The sequence below is a fragment of the Actinoplanes sp. NPDC004185 genome (assembly GCF_053603475.1).
Genome location: NZ_JBSGFR010000014.1, coordinates 160,836 through 181,060, shown reverse-complemented (window position 1 = coordinate 181,060; position 20,225 = coordinate 160,836). Strand labels below are relative to the sequence as shown.

Below are 20,225 nucleotides of genomic sequence, written 5' to 3'. Positions count from 1 at the left end.
CCGCGACCAGAGTCGGATTTGCGCCGTCTGTGTCGAGGGCGCCGAAAATGACTAGGCGCCCTCTGCCGTGGTCATTTTCGGTGACCTCGACACAGACCTCGTGGGCGCAAATCCCGCCGAGCCGAAGGCGAGGCCATCAAACAGAGCCATTCAACAGAGAGCGGGGCGGGAAGCCGAACCTTCCCGCCCCGCCACGTTGCAGGTCGTGGGTCTTGCCCTGGACCCCACCCGCCGGTCGTGTTCCGCGCCCCACGCGCATCAGCACGACACACCCGCGCCCACCTGCGCGGGACGTCTGTCATCCGGTCGGGCCGTCCTTGTAGCTCCAGGACGTGACCCGTGGTGTCTTGGCCGCGCTGACGAGTTCCTTGTCGTCCGGCTCGGCTTCGGGCTCTTCGGCGGCGGCTTCGGCCGGGCGGCGGCGGGAGCGCAGCACCGCGACGGCTCCGGCGGCCGCGGCCAGTGCGGCGACGACCCAGCCGGCGATGGTCCAGAAGCCCGGGCCGTCGTTGGCGTCGATCAGGGCGGCGAAGGTGGCCGCGTCGGCGTCACCGGTGTCGCTGGTGCCCGTACCGTTGTGTCCTCCGGAGTGGGGCGCCGCTTGCTGGCCGGGCGCCGCCGGGGTGAGGGACAGCACGGCCGGCGGCAGGGGAGCGCCCTTGGCCGGGTCGGCGTAGGTCGCCTGCAGGGTGAAGCTCATCTGGGCGGAGGCCGGCATCGGGCCCATCGCGACCGGCAGGTCGGCCGACTTGCCGGGGGCGAGCGCCTTGCCGGGCATCGCGGTCCAGGTGATGTCCGCGGCGGTGGAGGAGATCGCTTCGCCGTGGATGCCGTCCATCGGGGTGGCCAGCGACTTGGTCGTGATCAGCGGCGCCCAGTCGTCCACCGACAGCGGGTAGGCCTCGGCGACCGGCAGTTCGGCCGGCAGCATCAGCTTGACCTTGGTGATCGGGCTCCGGGCGGTGTTCGTCACCTTGAACGTCACATTGGTGCCGCTGCCCTGCGGTGCGCTGGGCGGGCTGACCGTGACGTCCGCGGCGGCGGGGGATGCCGCGCCGAGCACACCCGCGGCGACGGCGGCGGTCAGTACGCCCGCCCGGCGGTGCTTCTCGAGGTTCCTCACGAGGGGTAGTTCGGCTGGGGCGCGTCAATGGTTCAACCGTGCCGGACATTCTTTTCGGCGAGTTCGGCATGATGGTCGTCATGCGTGACGTGGCCATCGACAGCGACATGATCAGACTCGGACAATTCCTCAAACTGGCCGACCTCATCGACACCGGCGGGGAGGCGAAGATCCTGATCGCGTCGGGGGACGTGACGGTAAACGGGGAGGTCGACACCCGGCGTGGGCGGCAGTTGCATCCGGGGGACGTGGTGGTCGTGCAGGGACGGTCGGCGCGGGTCGCCTGAGGGCCTCCGGGCAACTTCGATACTCATATATGCAGCACTGTGTGACCAGTGGTTGACATCCTGTCGATCACAGGCATCTACTGAGTCCGGTGTTACCGGCGTCACAGATGCCGGAGTCCGATCCGCCTCGCCGGGGAGGCTCCATGTCTCGTGCACATGTCCGCGCGGTTCTCTCGGGGGCCGCCGCAGCCCTGCTGGCCGTGTCGCTCACGGGATGTGCCGGTTGGGGTGGTGACAGCGCCGGGTCCGGCGGGGCGAACAGCATCGACGTGCTGATGGTGAACAACCCGCAGATGATCGACCTGCAGCGGCTCACCGAGGCCAATTTCACCCGGCAGACCGGCATCAGCGTCAACTTCACGGTGCTGCCGGAGAACGACGTCCGGGACAAGATCAGCCAGGAGTTCTCCAGTCAGGCCGGGCAGTACGACGTGGCCTCGCTGAGCAACTTCGAGATCCCGATCTACGCCAAGAGCGAGTGGATCGCCCCGCTGGACGACTACGTCGCGGCGGACAGTGCGTTCAACCAGGCGGACATCCTGCCGCCGATGACCAAGTCGCTGACCGCCGACGACGGCAAGCTCTACGGCGAGCCGTTCTACGGCGAGTCCTCGTTCCTGATGTACCGCAAGGACGTGCTGGACGCGCAGGGCATCCAGATGCCCGCCAAGCCGACGTGGCAGCAGGTGGCGGACATCGCCGCGCAGGTCGACGGCAAGCAGCCCGGGATGGCCGGCATCTGCCTGCGCGGCCAGCCGGGCTGGGGCCAGGTCTTCGCGCCGCTGACCACGGTGGTGAACACGTTCGGCGGCACCTGGTTCGACCAGGACTGGAACGCCCGGGTCGACGCGCCCGAGTTCAAGCAGGCCACGCAGTTCTACGTGGACCTGGTAAAGGCGCACGGCGAGGTCGGCGCCCCGCAGGCCGGCTTCACCGAGTGCCTGAACAACCTGGTGCAGGGCAACGCCGCGATGTGGTACGACGCGACCAGCGCGGCGGGCTCGCTGGAGGCGGCGGACTCCCCGGTCAAGGGCAAGATCGGGTACGTCGCCGCGCCGGTCGTCAAGACGCCGAGCTCGGGCTGGCTGTACGCGTGGTCGTGGAGCATCCAGCAGGCGAGCGAGAAGAAGGACAACGCCTGGAAGTTCATCTCCTGGGCCTCCAGCAAGCAGTACGAGGAGCTCGTCGGCGGACAGCTGGGCTGGTCCAAGGTGCCGGCCGGCAAGCGCGCCTCGACCTACTCCAACCCGGACTACCTCAAGGAGGCGTCGGCGTTCGCCGAGCCGACCGAGCAGGCGATCTCCAGCGCGGACCCGCGCAATCCCGGCGTGCAGCCGCGCCCGGCGCTCGGCATCCAGTTCGTCGACATCCCGGAGTTCACCGACCTCGGTACCCAGGTCTCGCAGTACGTCAGCTCCGCGATCGCCGGGCAGATGACCGTCGACGAGGCGCTGAAACGGGGCCAGCGGCTCGCCGACGACGTCGCGGAACGGTACCGATCGCGCGAGAACGGCTGAAGGGGGCGACAGCGATGACATCCGTGGCCGAGAAGACGGGATCCGGCACGACCGGTCTGACGCCCACGCCGCCCGGTGCGGCGCGCCGGGCCGCCGGCTGGGCCCGGCGGGCGCCGCTGCTGCCCGCCCTCATCTTCATGATCGTGGTGACCCAGCTGCCGTTCGTGGCGACACTGGTCATCTCGTTCATGGACTGGAACGCCTACTACCCCGACGAGCGCGGGTTCGCCGGCTTCGACAACTTCCGGCGGGTCTTCACCGACGTCAACATGCGCGACGCGGTCTGGACGACGATCCTGCTGACCGTCGGCGTGGTCCTGATCAGCCTGGTCCTCGGGCTCGGCATCGCGTTGCTGCTGGACCGCAAGTTCCGGGGCCGGGGCGCGGTCCGGACGATGATGATCGCCCCGTTCCTGGTGGTGCCCGTCGCCGCCGCCCTGCTCTGGAAGCACGCGCTCTACAACCCCGAGTACGGCCTCTTCAACGGCGCACTGACCTGGGTCTGGGGGCTGTTCGGCTCCGGCAACCCGCCGCAGCCCGACTGGATCAGCAACATGCCGCTGTGGTCGGTGATCTTCGCCCTGGTCTGGCAGTGGACGCCGTTCATGATGCTGATCCTGCTGGCCGGCCTGCAGGGACGCCCGCTCGACGTCATCGAGGCGGCCCGCATCGACGGTGCCAACACCTGGCAGATCTTCCGCAGCATGACGCTGCCGCACCTGCGTCAGTACCTCGAGCTCGGCGCGCTGCTCGGCTCCATCTACATCGTGCAGAACTTCGACGCGGTCTTCACCATCACGTCCGGCGGCCTCGGTACGGCGAACCTGCCGTACACGATCTATCAGATCTTCTACCAGGCCCACGACTACGGCCGCGCGTCCGCCGCCGCCGTCGTGGTCGTGATCGGCACGATCATCATCGCGACGTTCGCCCTGCGGACGGTCTCGTCGCTGTTCAAGGAGGACCCGGGCCGATGACCACCACCGTGACCCGCACCGCGCCCAGCCACCAGGCCGTACCGAAGAAGAAGGACCGCGGCGGGCCGTGGCTGTCGCTGCTCGCCTGGGTGGTCGGCCTGCTGTTCGTGCTGCCGGTCGTCTGGATGGTGCTGACCTCCTTCCACAGCGAGGCCGACGCCGCCACCAACCCGCCGTCCGTGGCCGCCCCGCTGACCCTGGAGGGCTACCACGAGTTCTTCTCCGGCGGTGCGAGCCCGTGGCCGCCGCTGCTGAACTCGCTGACCGCCAGCGTGATCTCGACCCTGCTGGTGCTGCTGCTGTCGTTCCCGGCCGCGTACGCGTTGTCGATCAAGCCGGTCAAGAAGTGGACCGACGTCCTGTTCTTCTTCCTGTCGACCAAGATGCTGCCCGTCGTCGCCGGCCTGCTGCCGCTGTACCTGTTCGCGCAGAACACCGGCCTGCTGGACAACATCTGGCTGCTGATCGTCTTCTACACCTCGATGAACCTGCCCATCGCGGTCTGGATGATGCGCTCGTTCCTGTCCGAGGTGCCGGTGGAGATGCTCGAGGCCGCCTCGATGGACGGCGCCAGCCTGGCCAAGACGCTGCGCTCGGTCATCGCGCCCGTGGTCATGCCCGGCATCGCCGCGACCGCGCTGATCTGCTTCATCTTCAGCTGGAACGAGCTGCTCTTCGCCCGGGTGCTGACGGCGACCGTGGCGGAGACCTCCCCGGTCTTCCTGACCAGCTTCGTCACCAGCCAGGGCTTGTTCCTGGCCCAGCTGTGCGCGGCCGCCTTCGTGGTGTCGCTGCCTGTGCTCGTGGCCGGCTTCGCGGCCCAGGACAAGCTCGTGCAGGGCCTGTCCCTGGGCTCGGTCAAGTAGCCGCCCCTGATCCACACTCCGCCCCGATAGAGGTGACCGGCCCCGCCCCCCGGGGCCGGTCACTGCGTCCCGGGACCGATTTTTTTTCCCCGAAAGGGGTAGGAACCGGGGCGCCACGGGGTACGTCTGACCGCCTATGACCAGACTTCGCGGCTCGTGGACGGCCGCTGCCGCCGTGACCTTGTTCCTGCTCAGCGCCTGTGCTCAGCCGACCGCCGCCGGTGCCCCGGGCACCGGCCCGTCGCCGGACAGCTCCTCGGCCCCCACCACCGGTGGCGACGGGGACACGCTGGTCCTGCGGGTCTCCTCCGCCGGTGGCTTCGTGCCCCCGAGCGCGATCGTCGGCCGGCTCCCCGAGACCAGCGTGTACGCCGACGGCCGGGTGATCTTCAACGGCCCGGTCACCCTGGCCTTCCCCGGCCCGGCCCTGCCCAACCTCCAGTGGGGCACGATCTCCCCGGCCACCCTGCAACAGCTGCTCGACAAGGCCGTCGCGGCCGGCGTCAAGCCCGGCACCGACTTCGGCCAGCCCGGGGTCGCCGACGCGCCGACCACCGAGGTCACCGTCGTGACCCCGGCCGGGAAGCGGACGGTCGGCGCGGTGGCGCTGCGCGAGGCCCGGCCCGACGACCCGCAGCTCACCAAGGCCCAGCAGCAGGCCCGGACGAAGCTGCGTACGTTCGTCGACGAGCTCGGCGACCTGACCACCAAGCTGATGACCAGCGAGCCCCAGCAGTACCGGCCGGAGATCATCGCCGGCATCGTGCAGCCGTACGTGGAGCCCGCGGACCAGCCCGGACGCCCCCGGACGGTGGAGTGGCCCGGCCCCGCGCTGCCGGGCGAGCCGCTGAACCCTGATCTGAAGCTCAGCTGTGTGACCGCCACCGGAGAGCAGCGCGACGCCGTGCTGGCCGCGGCCAAGGACGCCACCGCGACCACCCCCTGGGTCTGGGCGAACAACAGCTGGTCGGTGCTGCTGCGCCCGCTGCTGCCGGACGAGACCGGTTGTGCCGACCTCAAGGCGGCCCGATGACCCCGATCGGCGAGCCGTTCGACTCGTGGCCGGGCCGGCGGCCCGACTCCCGGGAAGCGGACAGCAGCAGGCCGGGACAGGCGACGCCCGTCCCGGCCCGCGCGGCCTGCCGGCCCTGGCTTACTGCACCCCGAGCAGATCCACCACGAAGATGAGGGTCTCGTTCGGCTTGATCACGCCACCGGCGCCGCGGGCGCCGTAGCCGAGGTGCGGGGGGATGGTCAGCTTGCGGCGGCCGCCGACACGCATGCCGACCACCCCCTGGTCCCATCCGCCGATGACCTGACCGGCGCCCAGGCCGAAGTCGAACGCCTCGCCCCGGTTGTACGACGCGTCGAACTCCTTGCCCGAGGAGAACGCGACGCCCACGTAGTGGACGGTGACCTGGTGACCCGGCTTGGCCTCGTCGCCGTCACCGACGACCAGATCCTCCACGACCAGCTCGGCCGGCGGCTCACCCGAGATGGGGCCGACGTCGGGCTTCTCCATGTGTCCTCCTGTGTTGTGTGACTGCATGGCCATGCAACCACAGCGGGATGTTTTTCCGGGCAGCGCCACCCACGGTGGTGAACGACTGAGCGCTGATCTCCGTACTGTTCGCCGGGAGGCCGGTCCGCCGCCGTACCCTGCGAGCACGAGGAGAAGGCATGACCGTCGTACGCCGTACCGCTGCGCTGATCGTGGCCGGTGGGATCGCCGCGGCCACGACACTGCTCCCGGCGGCGCCCGCGCTCGCGCACGGCGCGCCGACCCAGCCGCTCAGCCGTACCGCGGCGTGCGCCGGCGGTGGCGAGCAGGCGGGCTCGGCGGCGTGCAAGGCGGCGCTCGCGGCGAACGGGCGGTCCTTCGGCAGCTTCGACAACGTGCGGGTGCCCAACGTGAACGGCAAGGACAAACAGTTCATCCCGGACGGCAACCTGTGCAGCGGTGACCTGCCGGAATTCCGGGGTCTGGACCTGCCCCGCACAGACTGGCCGACGACGAAGCTGGCCGCAGGCAGCACGCTTACCATCAAGTACCGGGCCACCATCCCGCACCAGGGCACGTTCCGGGTCTACCTGACCAAGCAGGGCTACGACCCGAAGCAGCCGCTGGGCTGGGACGACCTGGGCAGCAAGCCGATCCTGACCGTGCAGGACCCGCCGCTGCGCTCCGGTGCCTACCGGATGAGCGCCGAGCTGCCCGCCGGCCGTACGGGACGGCACGTGCTCTACACGGTCTGGCAGACCTCCAGCACCCCGGACACCTACTACTCGTGCTCGGATCTGCAGCTCAAGGCCCCGGCAGTGGTCGCCGCGACCAAGCCGAGCAAGGCCGCGGCGGCGCCGAAGCCCAAACCGTCCCGCTCGGCCGAGCCCGGCGTGGTGGCCTCACCCCAGGAGGCCGCCGGCCCGGCCGCCGCGGGGGTGCCGCAGCAGAGCGACGAGACCTGGCTGCGCCCGGCGGCCCAGTCGCAGGACACGCTGGACCGGGTGGCCCTGGGGCACCAGATCATCATCGCGGCCCTGATCGTGATCGCGGGTGTGCTGGCGGCCGTCGGCTTCCAGCGGCTCCGCCGGCGGTAGCGCTCCGCACGCCCCGGTCCCGCGTTCGATACCGTGGGCGGCGATGACGAGCAGAGTGCGGTGGCTGAGTGCCGGAATTGTCCTGCTGACCGTGATCACGGGGTGCGCGGACACTCCCGCGCCGCGCGCCTTGTCGTCCAGTCCGTCTCCGCCTCCGGCCTCCCTCAGCGCCGCGCCCGTGCCCAGCGCGTCGCCGAACCCGAGTCCGCAAAGCTGCGTCGACACGATCCTGGCCGGGCTGTCCCCGGCCGCGCGCGCCGGCCAGGTGCTCATGATCGGCACCCCGGTGAGCAACCCGCGTGAGCTCGGCGACGTGGTCGCCCGGCACGACCTCGGCGGGGTCTTCCTGGCCGGGCGCAGCTCCCGGCCCGCCGCGGGCCTGCGCGCCGACATCGCCGCCCTGCAACACCGGGCCGGGACACCGCTGCTGGTCGCGCTGGACCAGGAGGGCGGCAGCGTGCAGACCCTCAAGGGCCGCGACTTCCCGCTGATCCCCTCGGCCCAGCGGCTCGGCGCCGGCCCTGCGGCGAAGCTGCGCGGCACCGTACGCGACACCGCCCAGCGCCTCGCCGGGATCGGCGTGACGGTCAACCTGGCGCCCGTCGCGGACACGGTCCCGGCCGGACTGGGGGAGGGCAACCCGCCCATCGGGGGCTTCCACCGCCAGTACGGCTCCGACCCGGACAAGGTCGCGGCGGACATCGCCACGGTGGTGTCGGCCTCGCAGGGCGCCGAGGTGCTGACCATCCTCAAGCACTTCCCCGGGCTGGGCCGGGTCCGCGCCAACACCGACACCGCTGTCCGGGTCGTCGACGACACGACCACGGCCGACGACCCGTACCTGAAGCCGTTCGTGGCCGGGATCAAGGCCGGGTCGGCCGGGGTGATGATCTCGTCCGCGACGTACCCGAAGATCGACGGCTCGTCCATCGCGGCGTACTCCAAGCCGATCGTCACCGGCCTGCTGCGCGAGCGGCTCGGCTACACCGGGCTGGTGATGTCGGACGACCTGGGCGCGGCCGACTCGGCGTCGTCGCTGCCCGCCGGCGAACGCGCGGTGCGGTTCGTGGCGGCGGGCGGCGACCTGGCGCTGACGATCCGGCCGCAGGACGCGGCATCGATGGCGTCGTCACTGATCGCGGAGGCCCGCACGTCGCCGGCCTTCGCCACCCGGCTCACCGACGCGGCCCGGCACGTCCTGCAGGCCAAGGACCGCGCCGGCCAGCTGACCTGCTGAACGATCCACTGTGCACAGCGATGTTGACCTGGAGCGCGCTCCAGGTCGTAGCGTCGTCGGCATGCAGACGATCGAACTGGGCACCACCGGGCAGCAGGTCAGCCGGATCGCGCTCGGGGCCATGCAGATGGGCAACGCCACGGACGAGCGGGACTCGGTGCACATCCTGGACCGCTATCTCGAGGCCGGCGGATCGTTCATCGACACCGCGGACTGCTACGAGTGGTGGGCGAGGCGGGACAGCCGGGGCGGGGAGAGCGAGGAGCTGCTCGGCCGCTGGCTGCGCCGGGGCGGGCGGCGCGACCAGGTGTTCCTCGCGACCAAGGGCAGTGCGCTGCCGGAGTACTCGCCGCACCTGTGGGACGCCGACGGCACGGCGAACTGGGACCTGGCCCGGCGTACCTTCGCCGGCGCGGGCGGTGACACGCTGCGGCACGCCCTCGACGGCAGCCTGCGGCGGCTCGGCACCGACCACGTCGACCTCTACTACGTGCACGTCGACGACCGGGCCACCCCGCTGGAGGAGACCCTGGAGGCCCTGGCCGGCCTGGTGCAGGCCGGGAAGATCCGGTACCTGGGCTGGTCGAACGTGCGGACCTGGCGGCTGGAGCGGATCCGGCAGCTGTGCGACCGGTACGGCTGGCCGGCCCCGGTGGCCCTGCAACAGCAGCACTCGTACCTGCGGCCCCGGCCCGGTAACGACAGCGCGTCCATCGTCGGGGCCGAGCAGCTGGACTACCTCGACACACATGAGGACCTGACGCTGGTGGCGTACTCGCCGATCCTCAAGGGGATCTATGACGACCCGGCCAAGCGGGCCGGGCACTGGGCCATGGAGGCGTACGCCGGACCGGACACCGACGCGCGGCTCGCCGTGCTGACCGAGGTGGCCGCCGAGGTGGGCGTCACGCCGAACCAGCTGGTCCTGGCGTGGCTGATGCAGCAGCCCGCACCGCGGACGATCCCGCTGGTCGGGCCGCGCACGCCGGAGCAGTTCGAGGCGGCGCTGCCGGCCCTGGACGTGAAACTGGGCGAGGACCAGCTGCGCCGGCTGAACGCCGCGGGCTAGGACGGACAGCGCCGCTCAGCTCAGGTTCCACCTCTGGTTGAGGCCCGACCCGCACGTCCACAGCACGATCTTGGTTGCGTTGGCGGTGGCCGCGTTGGACGCGTCCAGGCACAGACCGGACGCGGCGCTGGTGATCGTGCCGTCGCCGTTGACGTTCCACCGCTGGTTGCTCTGGCCGTTGCAGTCCCAGATGACCGCCCGCGTGCCGTTGGTGGTGCCGCCGTTGTATGCGTCCAGGCACTTGGTGCCGTAGATGGTGAGCTGACCGGCGGAGGTGCGGGTCCAGGACTGGTTGCTCTGGGCGTTGCAGTCCCACAGCTGCGCCTGGGTGCCGTTCGTGGTGCTGGAGTTGTTGATGTCCAGGCACCGGCCGGACTGCCGCCCCACGATCGTCGTGGTGGCGGCGCTCGGTCCCTCCGTGCCGGTGACGGTGAGCAGCACGGACTGCTTGGCCGGCACGCTGGCGGTGTAGCCGGTGGCGAAGGACCCGCGGTCGGTGGCCGTCCACGGGTCGCGCACGGATGCCGGGCCGGTCAGCCCCAGCGCCGACCAGCGGGCCGTGATGGAGGCGGTGGCCCCGGTGCGGTTGAGCAGCAGGACCGCCCGTTTTCCCGTACCGGTGAGGGGTTTGCTGTAGACCTGCAGCCCGGTGGTGTCCTCCGCGACCTTCGTGCCCTGCCGGCCGAGCGGATCCTGGTCGATCGCGATGACTTCCCGGTTGGTCAGGATGGCGCGGGTCTCCGCGTCCATGGTGGCGATGTTGTTACCGGCCAGCAGGGGTGCCCCGGAGATCGCCCACAGGCCCAGATGGCTGCGGTTCTGCGCCGCGGTGAAGTCCGGCATGCCGACGACGAGCATGTCGGGGTCGTTGTAGTGGCCGGGCCGCTGGGCGGTGGGGTGCTGGGCGGAGTCGAAGTTGGCCAGCACCCGGTCCATCGACGCCTTCTCGCCGTAGTAGATGATGTCCTGGCTGGTGCGCCACATCGTCGATATGCCGGGGGCCCAGTTCCACGGGCTGCCGTTTCCCCAGCTGCAGATCGAGAACGCCATGGGCCGGCCGGTCTGCGCCGTGGCGCGGGCGATGGAGTCGCTGATCTGCGTGTAGGCGGTCTGCGGGTTGAGCCCCTCGGCGTTGCCGCCGCACCAGTCCACCTTGACGAAGTCGAAGCCCCACCGGGAGAACTGCAGGAAATCCTGGTCGTAGTGGCCTTCACTGCCCGAGCCGGGCGCGGCCGGGCGTCCGGTCGGGTAGTAGTAGCCGCATCCGTCGCGGCCGGCGTCGGTGTAGATGCCGGCCTTGAGGCCCTTGCTGTGGATGTAGGCGGCGATGGCTGCCATGCCGCCGGGCCACTCCGCGGTGTCCACGGTGATGGTGCCGGCGGAGTCCCGGGTGCCCTGCCACCAGCCCTCGTCGATGTTGACGTACTGGTAACCGGCGTCCTTGAGCCCGGTGGAGACGATGGCGTCGACCTGGCTCTTGATCACGTTGTAGTCGATCTTCGCGGCGAACGTGTTCCAGGACGCCCAGCCCATCGGGGGCGTGGCGACCACATCGTTCGGCGCGGCCGCCGCGGGTTCCCCGCTGGTCACCAAGGCCGCGGCCACCAGCGCCGAGATCAGCAAGGCACCGAGGAGCCGCTTGGCCGTACCGCTCGAGTTCCGCATACGAATCCCCTCGGTGCCGGTGACCGCATCAATCGACAAACGCCGATAGAATTGATGTGACCGTTAACATAGTGCGCGTCGGGGCGACGTGCAAGGACCCGTGTCGCCGGCCCCAGGCCCTATGTCTTGGGCCGGAAGCTGTCGAAGATCAGCTGCAGGTCGTCGCGGTCGGCCTTCCAGCGGGAGTCGCTGGTCTCCCACCAGATGCCGTACGCCTGCTTCTTCGACGTGATGAGGCCGCGGTTGTTGACATGGCGGCGGTTGCTGCCGTTGAAGGTGAACTCCCAGTCGGCGGCCTTCAGCCAGTACTTCACCGGGACGATCTTGATCTCCTTGTAGCCCGGGAAGTCACCGATGGACACCCGGTACTTGGCCTTGCCCTTCCAGTCGGCCACCGGGTTCCACTGGGGGCTGTTGGTCTGGTCGATGCCGAGCACGTGGCCCTTGCCGTCGCGGAAGTAGACGATCGAGCCCTCCTTCGACCTCGACCAGCCCTCGGGGACGTAAAGCCGGAAACCGGTGGGGTCCCGGTAGTCACGCCAGCCGTCGGGCAGCGGCGGGCGGGCCACCGGGTTCCCGGCCCGGCCGGTGGGCGCGCTGCTGGCCGGGGTGGCGCTCGGGGCGGGGGCTGACCCGGCCGGTACGCCGGCAGGGTTCGCCGATGCGGTGCCCTGTCCGGTCGAGCCGGGACCGGTCGAGCCCGGAACGGTCGTGGCCTGGGCGGATGCTGTCGGCGCGACGGTGGGGGATGTTCGGGGGGTCCCGTCGCTGTCGTCGTGCAGGGACCACCAGGTGGTGCCCGCGCCGGCCAGGACCACGGCGGCTACTCCCGCGGCCAGGAGGGACCGTCGCCGCGGGGCAGAGGTTCTGGGGGCGGGTACCGGCGCGGTGCCGCGTGGGGGAGCGGTCTCTGCCTCCGGCTCGGCTTCGGTGGTCGGCCTGGCCTCAGTGATAGGGGCGGCCTTGGCGGCGGGCTCGGCCTCGGGGATCGGCTCGGCTTCGGTGGTCGGCCTGGCCTCAGTGATAGGCGCGGCCTCGGCGGCGGGCTCGGCTTCGGTGATTGGCGCGGCCTCAGCGATTGGCCCGGCCTCAGTGATAGGCGCGGCCTCGGCGGCGGGCTCGGCCTTGGTGGCGGGCTCGGCCTGGGTGAGGGGCGCGGCCGCAACCCCGGTCTCGGTGATGGTCTCGGCCTCGGGAACCCGTTGCCGGGGCACGCCCGACGCCGGGGCCAGCGCCGGGGCTGCCGCTGAGGCTTGTGTGGGTTGCGCGTCCGGTGCCGCCGTGGGCGCCGCGTCGCGTGTCGCGGTGGGTGCGGGTTCCGCGTGGGGTGTCGCTGTGGATGCCGGCGGCGCGTCGCGTGTCGCCGCAGGCGCGGGTGTCGCGCTGGGTGCGGGTGGCGAGTCTGGTGTCGCGGTGGGTGCCGGTTTCGCGTCCGGTTCCGCCGCCGGAGCTGGGGCGGGCGACGCAGGCGCGGCCGTTACCCGGGCCGGCGTGTTCCGGTCGCGGTCACGCCAGCCGCTCCACGGCCATCGCGGGCGCGGAGGAGCCGCCGTTTCGCCGCTCGCGACCTCTTCCAGCAGCTCCCGGGCCTCTTCCAGGTCGATCCGGGCGGCCGGGTCCTTGCGCAGCAGCCCTTCGAGGACCGGCGCCAGCACCCCGGCATGCCCGGCCGGGGCCGGCTCGTCGGAGGCGACCGCGGTCAGCGTCTCGAACACCGACCCCCGCTCGTACGGCGAGTGGCCCTCCACCGCCGTGTACAGCGTCGCGCCCAGGGACCACAGGTCGGAGGCGGGCAGCGTGGTGCCGTCGCGGACCCGCTCGGGCGACATGTACTGCGGGGAGCCCAGCACCATGTTCGAGCTGGTCACGATGCCGTCGCCCTCGATCGTGGCGATGCCGAAGTCGGTGAGCACCACCCGGCCGTCGTCGCCCAGCAGCACGTTGGCCGGCTTGACGTCGCGGTGCCGGACGCCGGCCCGGTGCGAGGCGTCGAGGGCGTTCAGCACGGCCAGGCCGATCTCGGCGACCCGGCGCGGCTCGAGCGGGCCCTCCTGGTCGATGACCTCTTTCAGCGAGCGCGACTTCACGTACTCCATCACGATCCAGGTGGCGCCGTCCGCCGCGATGACGTCGTACACCTGGGCCGCGTTGGGGTGGCTGATCCGGGCCGCCGCCCGGGCCTCGCGCAGCGTGCGCTGCTGCACGGCGTCACGGTCGGCCTCAGCGATGTCCTCCGGCGGCACGATCTCCTTGATCGCGACGTCCCGGTCGAGCACCTCGTCGCGGGCCAGGAAGACCCGGCCCATGCCGCCGACGCCGAGCGTCTCACCCAGCCGGTAACGACTGGCGACGACGACCGGGCCCACTGTCATGACACCGCCATACCCGATGACGGCACCGGCCACTCCTGCCGCGCGGGGTTAGGATGCGGCATGGACGAGCTGTCGCTGCTCGACACCAACGGGATCCTGCGCCAGCCGTGGATCCGGCCCGACCGGACCAGTGCGGGTCTGGGCTGGTCCGGCCTCTACGTGTCCACCCAGCGCGAGCAGCCGTACCGGGCCGCCTTCGACGCCGCCCGCAGCCACCTCGTCATCCTGCACCTCAACGGGCCGGTCACCGTCCGCCGCGGGCACCTCGGCCTGACCAGCGCGCGCACGGTCGCCCCGGGTGGCTTCTTCGTGCACCCGGCCGGCAAGGACCTGACCGTGGAGCTGGGCGGACCGCTCGACACGGTGCACGTGTACCTCGACGACGATTCGTTGCAGCAGGGGCAGGACGGGCCGCCGGTCACGCTGGCCGAGGAGCTGGGCGTGGCCGATCCGCTGCTGGAGCAGCTGGTGCTGGCGCTGGACTCGGTGTTGCGGCAGTGGGAGCCGTCCGCCCGTACCTATGTGGATCAGGTCGCCGGTCTGCTGGCCGCGCAGCTGGCCCGCCGGCACGGCACCCGGCGGCCGCCGGCCGGACCGGACGAGCGGCGCCGGCCGGCCGGGCTCAGCGAGCGGCAGCTGGCCCGGGTGCGCGAGCTGCTCACGGAACGGCTCGGCGAGCCGGTGCCGCTGGCCGACATGGCCGCGGCGGCCGGGCTGAGCGTCAGCCACTTCTCCCGGCAGTTCAAGGCCCGCGTCGGCCAGGCCCCGCACCAGTATCTGCTGCGCCTGCGGCTCGACACCGCGTGCCGGCTGCTGCGCACCGGCACCATGCCGATCGCCGCGGTCGCGGACCGCTGCGGCTTCACCCACCAGGAACATCTCACCCGGGTGATGCGCCGGCATCTGCAGACCACCCCCGCAGCGGTACGCCGCGACGGCTGAGCCGACCCGCGGCGGAACCCAGCACGTTCGTGACCTGAACGAGCCGTCGTTTCGTGCAGCCATGCGATGGTTCTGTGCAGGAAACGGCGGCGCAACCGTGGGAGGTTCGCACCATGACGTCCTTCGCGTACACGTCCGGCCCGGCCCGGGTCGTGTTCGGGCCCGGGGTGCTGGACCAGCTGCCGGAGGAGGTGCGCCGCCTCGGCCGCAGCCGGGTGCTGGTGGTCTCCGGCGCGGGCACGGCCGACGCCGCCGCGCGGGCAGCCACGAGCCTCGGTCCGCTGCTGGCCGGGCACTTCGCCGGCGCCGCGATGCACACCCCGGTCGACGTCACCCGGGAGGCGCTGGAGCTGGTCCGCGGCCTCGACGCGGACTGCCTCGTCTCGGTCGGCGGCGGCTCGGCCACCGGGCTGGGCAAGGCGCTGTCGGTGCGCACCGGGCTGCCGCAGATCGCCGTGCCGAGCACGTACGCCGGCTCCGAGGTCACCCCGGTGCTCGGCGAGACCGACGAGACCGGCAAGACGACCCGCTCAGCGCCGGAGATCCTCCCCGAGACGGTCCTGTACGACGTACAGCTGACCCTGGGCCTGCCGGTGCCGCTCTCGGTCACCAGCGGGGTCAACGCGATGGCGCACGCGGTGGAGGCGCTCTACTCGCCGGACGCGAACCCGGCGACCGGCGCGCTGGCCCGGCGGGCGATCACCCTGCTGGCCGGGGCGCTGCCCGGCATCGTCACCGATCCCGGTGATCTCGAGGCCCGCTCGGACGCCCTCACCGGGGCCTGGCTGGCCGGGATCTGCCTGGGCACGGTACGGATGGGGCTGCACCACAAGCTCTGCCACCTGCTGGGCGGCTCGTACGGGCTGCCGCACGCGCCCACCCACACAGTCATGTTGCCGCAGGTCATGGCCCACCAGGCGGCGGCCGCGCCGGAGGCGATGCGGGTGGTGGCCGAGGCGCTCAAGGTCCGCGACGCCCCCTCCGGCCTGTACGACCTGATCACCTCGTGGGGCGGCCCCACCTCACTGCGGGAGCTGGGCATGGCCGCCGGTGACCTGGACGAGGCGGCGCGACGGGTGGACGCCGACGGGGTCCGTGCACTGCTCGGGGCCGCGTACGAGGGCACCCGCCCGCCCGGACCCGCCGCCGTGCCGGACTTCAGCGCCCTGACCGGCCAGGTCCTGGCCAGTTTCGCCGGCGCGCCCGATCCGCGGGTCCGCAGCCTGATCACCGACCTGGTCCGGGCCCTGCACGACTACACCAACCGCAACGATCTCACCCAGCGGGAGTGGGAGTACGCCGTCGACTTCCTCACCCGCACCGGCCAGTTGTGCTCGCCGACCCGCCAGGAGTTCGTGCTGCTCTCCGACACCCTGGGCGTGTCGAGCATGGTCGATCTGCTGAGCAACTCCCGGACCCCGCAGACCACCCCGTCGGCCGTGCTCGGGCCGTTCTACGTGCCCGGGCCGCCGCCGGAGCCGCTCGGCGCGGACATCGCCGCCGGCCTGCCCGGCACGCCGCTGTGGGCCGACGTGCTGATCGCCGACGTCGAGGGTGAGCCGGTGGCCGGGGCGGTGGTCGACGTCTGGCAGTCCAACGACGACGGCTTCTACGACGTGCAGCTCCCCGAGCAGGCCGGGCCGGTGCTGCGGGCCCGGTTCACCAGCGACGACGACGGCCGGGTGCGCTTCTGGTCGATCCTGCCGTCGGAGTACCCGATCCCGGACGACGGCCCGGTCGGGCAGATGCTGGCGGCGACCGGCCGCCACCAGTACCGCGCGCCGCACCTGCACTTCATGATCAGCGCGCCGGGCTACCGCCGCCTGGTCACCCAGCTGTTCGTGGCCGGCGGCGCCTACCTGGACTCCGACACCGTGTTCGGGGTCAAGGACGAGCTGATCGTCGACTTCACGCCCGGCGCCGGCCCTCCGCCGGACGGTCGCGCGGTCGAGGAATGGCACCAGGTGTCGTACACCTTCCGGATCGCCGAGGAGAAGCCGTGACAGACGTGGTCGAGACCGACGTGCTCATCGTCGGCAGCGGACCGGCCGGCAGTGCGGCGGCGATGCTGCTCAGCACGTACGGCGTGCCGAACATCATGGTCACCAAGTACAGCCGGCTGGCCGACACGCCCCGGGCGCACATCACCAACCAGCGCACGATGGAGGTGCTGCGCGACGCCGGCCTCGAGGAGCAGGTGGTCGCCCTGGCCACGCCGCAGCACCTGATGGGCCAGACGCCGTTCGTGTCCGCGCTCAACGGCGAGGAGCTGGGCCGGCTGCACACCTGGTACACCCATCCGTCCCGGCAGGCCGACCACGACCTGGCCTCGCCCACGGCGATGTGCGACATGCCGCAGCACCTGATGGAGCCGGTGCTGGCCGGCGCCGCCACCGCCCGCGGCACCCACCTGCGCTACGACACCGAATACCTGTCGCTGACCCAGGACGACGACGGCGTCACCGCGACCGTGCGCGACCGGCTGCGCGGCGACGAGTACCGGATCCGCGCGAAGTACCTGATCGGCGCCGACGGCGGGCGCAGCAGGGTCGCCGAGGACATCGGCCTGCCGATGGTCGGCCGGATGGGCGTCGCCGGCAGCATCAACATCGTCTTCGAGGCCGACCTGACCCGCTTCGTCGCGCACCGGCCCAGCACCCTCTACTGGGTGCTGCAGACCGGCGCCGACGTCGGCGGCATCGGCATGGGACTGGTGCGCTGCGTCCGGCCGTGGCACGAGTGGCTGATCGTCTGGGGCTACGACATCGACGGTGAGCCGCCGGACCTCACCGACGCCTACGCCCGGCAGATCGCCCACCAGCTCATCGGCGACGACACCGTGCCGGTCACCATCAAGTCGTCGTCGGCCTGGACGGTCAACCACCTGTACGCCGAGCGCTACCAGCAGGGCCGCGTGTTCTGCGCCGGCGACGCGGTGCACCGGCACCCGCCGTCGAACGGGCTGGGCTCCAACACCTCGATCCAGGACTCGTACAACCTGGCCTGGAAGCTGAAGCTGGTGCTGTCCGGGGCGGCCGGGCCGGGGCTGCTGGAGTCCTACAGCGCCGAGCGGGCGCCGGTCGGCGCGCAGATCGTGGAACGGGCCAACCGCAGCATCGGTGAGACCGGCCGCATCTTCCAGGCGCTGGGCCTGCTCTCGACCGAGGACCCGGACCAGATGCGGGCGAACATGGACGCCCGCAAGCTGCCCGGCGACGCCTCGGAGAAACAGCGCCAGCTGCTGCGCGAGGCCATCGCCTTCAAGGACTACGAGTTCAACACCCACGGCGTCGAGCTGGACCAGCGCTACCGCTCGGCGGCGGTCGTGCCCGACGGTACGCAGGCGCCGGCCAACCCCCGCGACGAGGAACTGTTCCACCACCCGACGACCTGGCCCGGCGCCAAGGTGCCGCACGCCTGGCTGGGCCACGGCGCCGAGCGGATCTCCACCCTCGACGTGGGCGGCCACGGCCGGTTCACGCTGCTGACCGGGATCGGCGGCGAGCCGTGGGTGGCGGCGGCGGCGTCACTCGCCACCACGCTGGGCCTCCCGCTGACCGCGGCGACGATCGGCCCGGGGGCCGACTACGAGGACCTGTACGGCGACTGGGCCCGCCTGCGCGAGGTCGGCGACACCGGCTGTGTGCTCTTGCGCCCGGACAACTACGTCGCGTTCCGCAGCCCCGGCCTGCCCGGCGATCCGGCCGAGGTGCTCGAAGCGGCGCTGCGCCGGGTGCTGGCCCGCGACCAGGCTGTTCCCGGCCCATCAGCGCCATAAATCGGACACCCTCGCAACGGCCGGAAGAGCCCCGCGACCCCTAGGGTGGAAGGACCAGGCCTGGGGAGGGAACATGCGGATCAATGACGTTCTTCGTGTCAAGGGCGGGCAGGTCGTCACGGTGTCTCCGGAGACGCGCGTCGACGCTCTGCTGAAGGTGCTGGCCGAGCACCGGATCGGCGCCATCGTGGTGTCCGCCGACGGAACCAGGGTCGACGGGATCGTCAGTGAGCGTGACATCGTGCGGGCCCTGGCCGCGCGCGGTGCCGCGGTGCTGAGCGAGCCGGTCACCGCCATCCACACCGCCGAGGTGCACACGGTCGAGCCGGATGCGCCGCTCGAGGACGTGGAGCGGTTGATGACCGAGCGGCGGTTCCGGCACGTGCCGGTCGTCGTCGACGGGGTGCTGCACGGCATCGTGAGCATCGGCGACGTGGTCAAGGAGCGGATCGGCGAGCTCGAGACCGAGCGCTCCTCCCTGGCCGGCTACATCACCGGGGAACGCTCCTAGATCGTGACGGGGCACCGATCGCCGTGGTACCCCGGTGCCACGGCGCGATGGCACCGTGGGTGGATGCCGGGATCGGCCTGCCTCCGTACCGTCGAAGCCATGGCGGCCCGGGCGCACGACGATGCATGACCGTGGGTGCCGTGGCTGAGCCGCCGCGCCTGCCGAACCCGGCAGGTGCGGTGCGCGCATTCCTGGTCCGCCATCCGCGGGTGGTGGACTCGCTGGTCGCCCTGCTCTGCCTGCTGTGGAGTTTCGACAACGGCACGGGGCTCCGGATACCGCAACCGGTCGGCCCGGCGTGGGGAGCCGTCAGCCTGATCGTGGCGGGCACGATGCTGGTCCGCCGTACGCGGCCGTGGTGGCCGGTGGCGGCGGTCGCCGCCGGTGGCGCTCTGATGACCGAGCATTTCATCGGTGTGGCGCTCGCCTGCGCGCTGTACGCACTCGCCGCCCACCGCTCCACGGGCCAGGCGGCCCTCGGCTCGGCGCTGGCCGTGGTCGCGCTGACGGCGCCGGCCGGCCCGGCCGACTGGCGAACGAAGGGCATCCTCTACGCGGTGATCGCGGTGATCGCCGTGTTCTCCGGCGCCAACGTCCGGATCCGGCGCCGGTACCTGCGGGCGTTGCTCGACCGCACGGTCCAGCTCGCGCGGGAGCGGGAACAGGAGGGGCAGTTGGCGGCGGTGCGCGAACGCACGAGGATCGCCCATGATCTGCACGACATCGTGGCCCACAGCCTGACCGTGATGGTGCGTCTGGCCGATGGTGCCGCCGCCGTGGGGGACACCGAGCCGGACCGCGCCCGTGCGGCCGCGGAGCGGATCGGCGGCATCGGCCGGGAGGCCATGACCGACATGCGCCGGCTGCTCGGCGTGCTTCGCGACGGCGGCGAGGACGAGCCGGCCACTCAGGACCTGGACACCCTGGTCGGCACCTTCCGTGCTGCCGGGCTGCCGGTCCAGCTTCGCCGGCGAGGCGCGGAACCGACGTCCCGGAGCTTGCGCATCGCCGTGTTCCGTACCGTCCAGGAGTCCCTGACCAATGCGCTGCGCTACGCCGTGGACGCGCGACAGGTCCTGGTCGAGGTGGACTACCGGGCCGACCCCATCGTCGTCGAGGTCGTCGACGACGGGCGCGGCGCCGGACCCGCACCGTCGGTGGGCACCCGGCAGGGACTGGTCGCGCTGAAGGAGAGGCTCGCGCTCTACGGCGGTACGGTCGAAGCCGGTCCGCGGCCGGGACACGGCTGGGCCGTCCGTGTGACCCTGCCACTCATGGAGTGA

17 protein-coding genes are annotated in these 20,225 nt (G+C 71.6%); 13 read left to right on the top strand and 4 right to left on the bottom strand.

All coding sequences use genetic code 11. The annotated features are described in order from the left end of the window. Positions 1 to 298: 298 nt before the first annotated feature. Positions 299 to 1,123, bottom strand: coding sequence for a DUF1775 domain-containing protein (locus ACWEOZ_RS17100; protein ID WP_451911636.1), 825 nt, complete (start codon positions 1,121 to 1,123; stop codon positions 299 to 301). Between the two features lie 38 nt (positions 1,124 to 1,161). Between ACWEOZ_RS17100 and ACWEOZ_RS17095 the strand changes: the two genes are divergently transcribed. From ACWEOZ_RS17095 to ACWEOZ_RS17075, 5 genes are all read left to right on the top strand, one after another. Continuing rightward, a complete protein-coding gene (locus ACWEOZ_RS17095) occupies positions 1,162 to 1,410 on the top strand; it encodes an RNA-binding S4 domain-containing protein (RefSeq protein WP_451911635.1) in 249 nt (82 codons plus the stop codon). A gap of 143 nt (positions 1,411 to 1,553) precedes the next feature. Next, positions 1,554 to 2,927: an ABC transporter substrate-binding protein gene (locus ACWEOZ_RS17090; protein WP_451911634.1), complete on the top strand. Its 1,374-nt coding sequence runs from the start codon at positions 1,554 to 1,556 to the stop codon at positions 2,925 to 2,927. Positions 2,928 to 2,941: 14 nt separating this feature from the next. After that, positions 2,942 to 3,904, top strand: coding sequence for a carbohydrate ABC transporter permease (locus ACWEOZ_RS17085; RefSeq protein WP_451911633.1), 963 nt, complete (start codon positions 2,942 to 2,944; stop codon positions 3,902 to 3,904). Continuing rightward, the gene (locus ACWEOZ_RS17080; RefSeq protein ID WP_451911632.1) at positions 3,901 to 4,770 is read left to right on the top strand and encodes a carbohydrate ABC transporter permease; all 870 of its coding nucleotides are present in this window, start codon (positions 3,901 to 3,903) and stop codon (positions 4,768 to 4,770) included. Before ACWEOZ_RS17085 ends, ACWEOZ_RS17080 begins: the two co-directional genes overlap by 4 nt. A gap of 136 nt (positions 4,771 to 4,906) precedes the next feature. After that, entirely contained in the window at positions 4,907 to 5,803 is an 897-nt protein-coding gene (locus tag ACWEOZ_RS17075; protein ID WP_451911631.1) for a hypothetical protein, read from the top strand. Between the two features lie 120 nt (positions 5,804 to 5,923). Here ACWEOZ_RS17075 and ACWEOZ_RS17070 read toward each other — a convergent pair whose 3' ends face one another. Then, entirely contained in the window at positions 5,924 to 6,292 is a 369-nt protein-coding gene (locus tag ACWEOZ_RS17070; RefSeq protein WP_203771862.1) for an FKBP-type peptidyl-prolyl cis-trans isomerase, read from the bottom strand. Between the two features lie 158 nt (positions 6,293 to 6,450). On the opposite strand from ACWEOZ_RS17070, the gene ACWEOZ_RS17065 reads away from it, so the two are divergent. The 3 genes from ACWEOZ_RS17065 to ACWEOZ_RS17055 all read left to right on the top strand — a co-directional run bounded on the left by ACWEOZ_RS17065 (position 6,451) and on the right by ACWEOZ_RS17055 (position 9,674). After that, complete coding sequence (locus ACWEOZ_RS17065) at positions 6,451 to 7,368, top strand: lytic polysaccharide monooxygenase (RefSeq protein ID WP_451911630.1); 918 nt, start codon at positions 6,451 to 6,453, stop codon at positions 7,366 to 7,368. 178 nt (positions 7,369 to 7,546) lie between these two features. Next, complete coding sequence (locus tag ACWEOZ_RS17060; protein ID WP_451911629.1) at positions 7,547 to 8,605, top strand: glycoside hydrolase family 3 N-terminal domain-containing protein; 1,059 nt, start codon at positions 7,547 to 7,549, stop codon at positions 8,603 to 8,605. Positions 8,606 to 8,666: 61 nt separating this feature from the next. After that, positions 8,667 to 9,674 carry an aldo/keto reductase gene (locus tag ACWEOZ_RS17055; RefSeq protein WP_451911628.1) on the top strand — a complete coding sequence of 336 codons (1,008 nt, stop codon included), beginning with the start codon at positions 8,667 to 8,669 and terminating at the stop codon, positions 9,672 to 9,674. Between the two features lie 15 nt (positions 9,675 to 9,689). On the opposite strand, the gene ACWEOZ_RS17050 is transcribed toward ACWEOZ_RS17055, so the two are convergent. Both ACWEOZ_RS17050 and ACWEOZ_RS17045 read right to left on the bottom strand, forming a co-directional pair. Next, entirely contained in the window at positions 9,690 to 11,339 is a 1,650-nt protein-coding gene (locus ACWEOZ_RS17050; RefSeq protein ID WP_451911627.1) for a glycoside hydrolase family 27 protein, read from the bottom strand. Between the two features lie 119 nt (positions 11,340 to 11,458). Continuing rightward, positions 11,459 to 13,711 (bottom strand): protein kinase domain-containing protein, encoded by a 2,253-nt coding sequence (locus tag ACWEOZ_RS17045; RefSeq protein WP_451911626.1) that lies wholly within the window; start codon positions 13,709 to 13,711, stop codon positions 11,459 to 11,461. A 60-nt stretch (positions 13,712 to 13,771) separates the two neighbouring features. On the opposite strand from ACWEOZ_RS17045, the gene ACWEOZ_RS17040 reads away from it, so the two are divergent. The 5 genes from ACWEOZ_RS17040 to ACWEOZ_RS17020 all read left to right on the top strand — a co-directional run bounded on the left by ACWEOZ_RS17040 (position 13,772) and on the right by ACWEOZ_RS17020 (position 20,225). After that, positions 13,772 to 14,653: a helix-turn-helix domain-containing protein gene (locus tag ACWEOZ_RS17040; protein ID WP_451911625.1), complete on the top strand. Its 882-nt coding sequence runs from the start codon at positions 13,772 to 13,774 to the stop codon at positions 14,651 to 14,653. Positions 14,654 to 14,766: 113 nt separating this feature from the next. Then, complete coding sequence (locus ACWEOZ_RS17035; protein WP_451911624.1) at positions 14,767 to 16,656, top strand: maleylacetate reductase and hydroxyquinol 1,2-dioxygenase domain-containing protein; 1,890 nt, start codon at positions 14,767 to 14,769, stop codon at positions 16,654 to 16,656. Then, entirely contained in the window at positions 16,653 to 18,431 is a 1,779-nt protein-coding gene (locus tag ACWEOZ_RS17030; protein ID WP_451911623.1) for an FAD-dependent oxidoreductase, read from the top strand. Before ACWEOZ_RS17035 ends, ACWEOZ_RS17030 begins: the two co-directional genes overlap by 4 nt. A 73-nt stretch (positions 18,432 to 18,504) precedes the next feature. After that, entirely contained in the window at positions 18,505 to 18,942 is a 438-nt protein-coding gene (locus tag ACWEOZ_RS17025) for a CBS domain-containing protein (RefSeq protein ID WP_451911622.1), read from the top strand. A 140-nt stretch (positions 18,943 to 19,082) separates the two neighbouring features. Then, positions 19,083 to 20,225, top strand: a complete 1,143-nt coding sequence (locus tag ACWEOZ_RS17020) for a sensor histidine kinase (protein WP_451911621.1) — start codon at positions 19,083 to 19,085, stop codon at positions 20,223 to 20,225.

Coding starts and splice junctions, on each gene's coding strand:
- ACWEOZ_RS17050 (WP_451911627.1), bottom strand. CDS start 11,339: ATGCGGAACTCGAGCGGTACGGCCAAGCGGCTCCTCGGTGCCTTGCTG.
- ACWEOZ_RS17025 (WP_451911622.1), top strand. CDS start 18,505: ATGCGGATCAATGACGTTCTTCGTGTCAAGGGCGGGCAGGTCGTCACG.
- ACWEOZ_RS17075 (WP_451911631.1), top strand. CDS start 4,907: ATGACCAGACTTCGCGGCTCGTGGACGGCCGCTGCCGCCGTGACCTTG.
- ACWEOZ_RS17065 (WP_451911630.1), top strand. CDS start 6,451: ATGACCGTCGTACGCCGTACCGCTGCGCTGATCGTGGCCGGTGGGATC.
- ACWEOZ_RS17040 (WP_451911625.1), top strand. CDS start 13,772: ATGGACGAGCTGTCGCTGCTCGACACCAACGGGATCCTGCGCCAGCCG.
- ACWEOZ_RS17045 (WP_451911626.1), bottom strand. CDS start 13,711: ATGACAGTGGGCCCGGTCGTCGTCGCCAGTCGTTACCGGCTGGGTGAG.
- ACWEOZ_RS17035 (WP_451911624.1), top strand. CDS start 14,767: ATGACGTCCTTCGCGTACACGTCCGGCCCGGCCCGGGTCGTGTTCGGG.
- ACWEOZ_RS17085 (WP_451911633.1), top strand. CDS start 2,942: ATGACATCCGTGGCCGAGAAGACGGGATCCGGCACGACCGGTCTGACG.
- ACWEOZ_RS17080 (WP_451911632.1), top strand. CDS start 3,901: ATGACCACCACCGTGACCCGCACCGCGCCCAGCCACCAGGCCGTACCG.
- ACWEOZ_RS17055 (WP_451911628.1), top strand. CDS start 8,667: ATGCAGACGATCGAACTGGGCACCACCGGGCAGCAGGTCAGCCGGATC.
- ACWEOZ_RS17070 (WP_203771862.1), bottom strand. CDS start 6,292: ATGGAGAAGCCCGACGTCGGCCCCATCTCGGGTGAGCCGCCGGCCGAG.
- ACWEOZ_RS17090 (WP_451911634.1), top strand. CDS start 1,554: ATGTCTCGTGCACATGTCCGCGCGGTTCTCTCGGGGGCCGCCGCAGCC.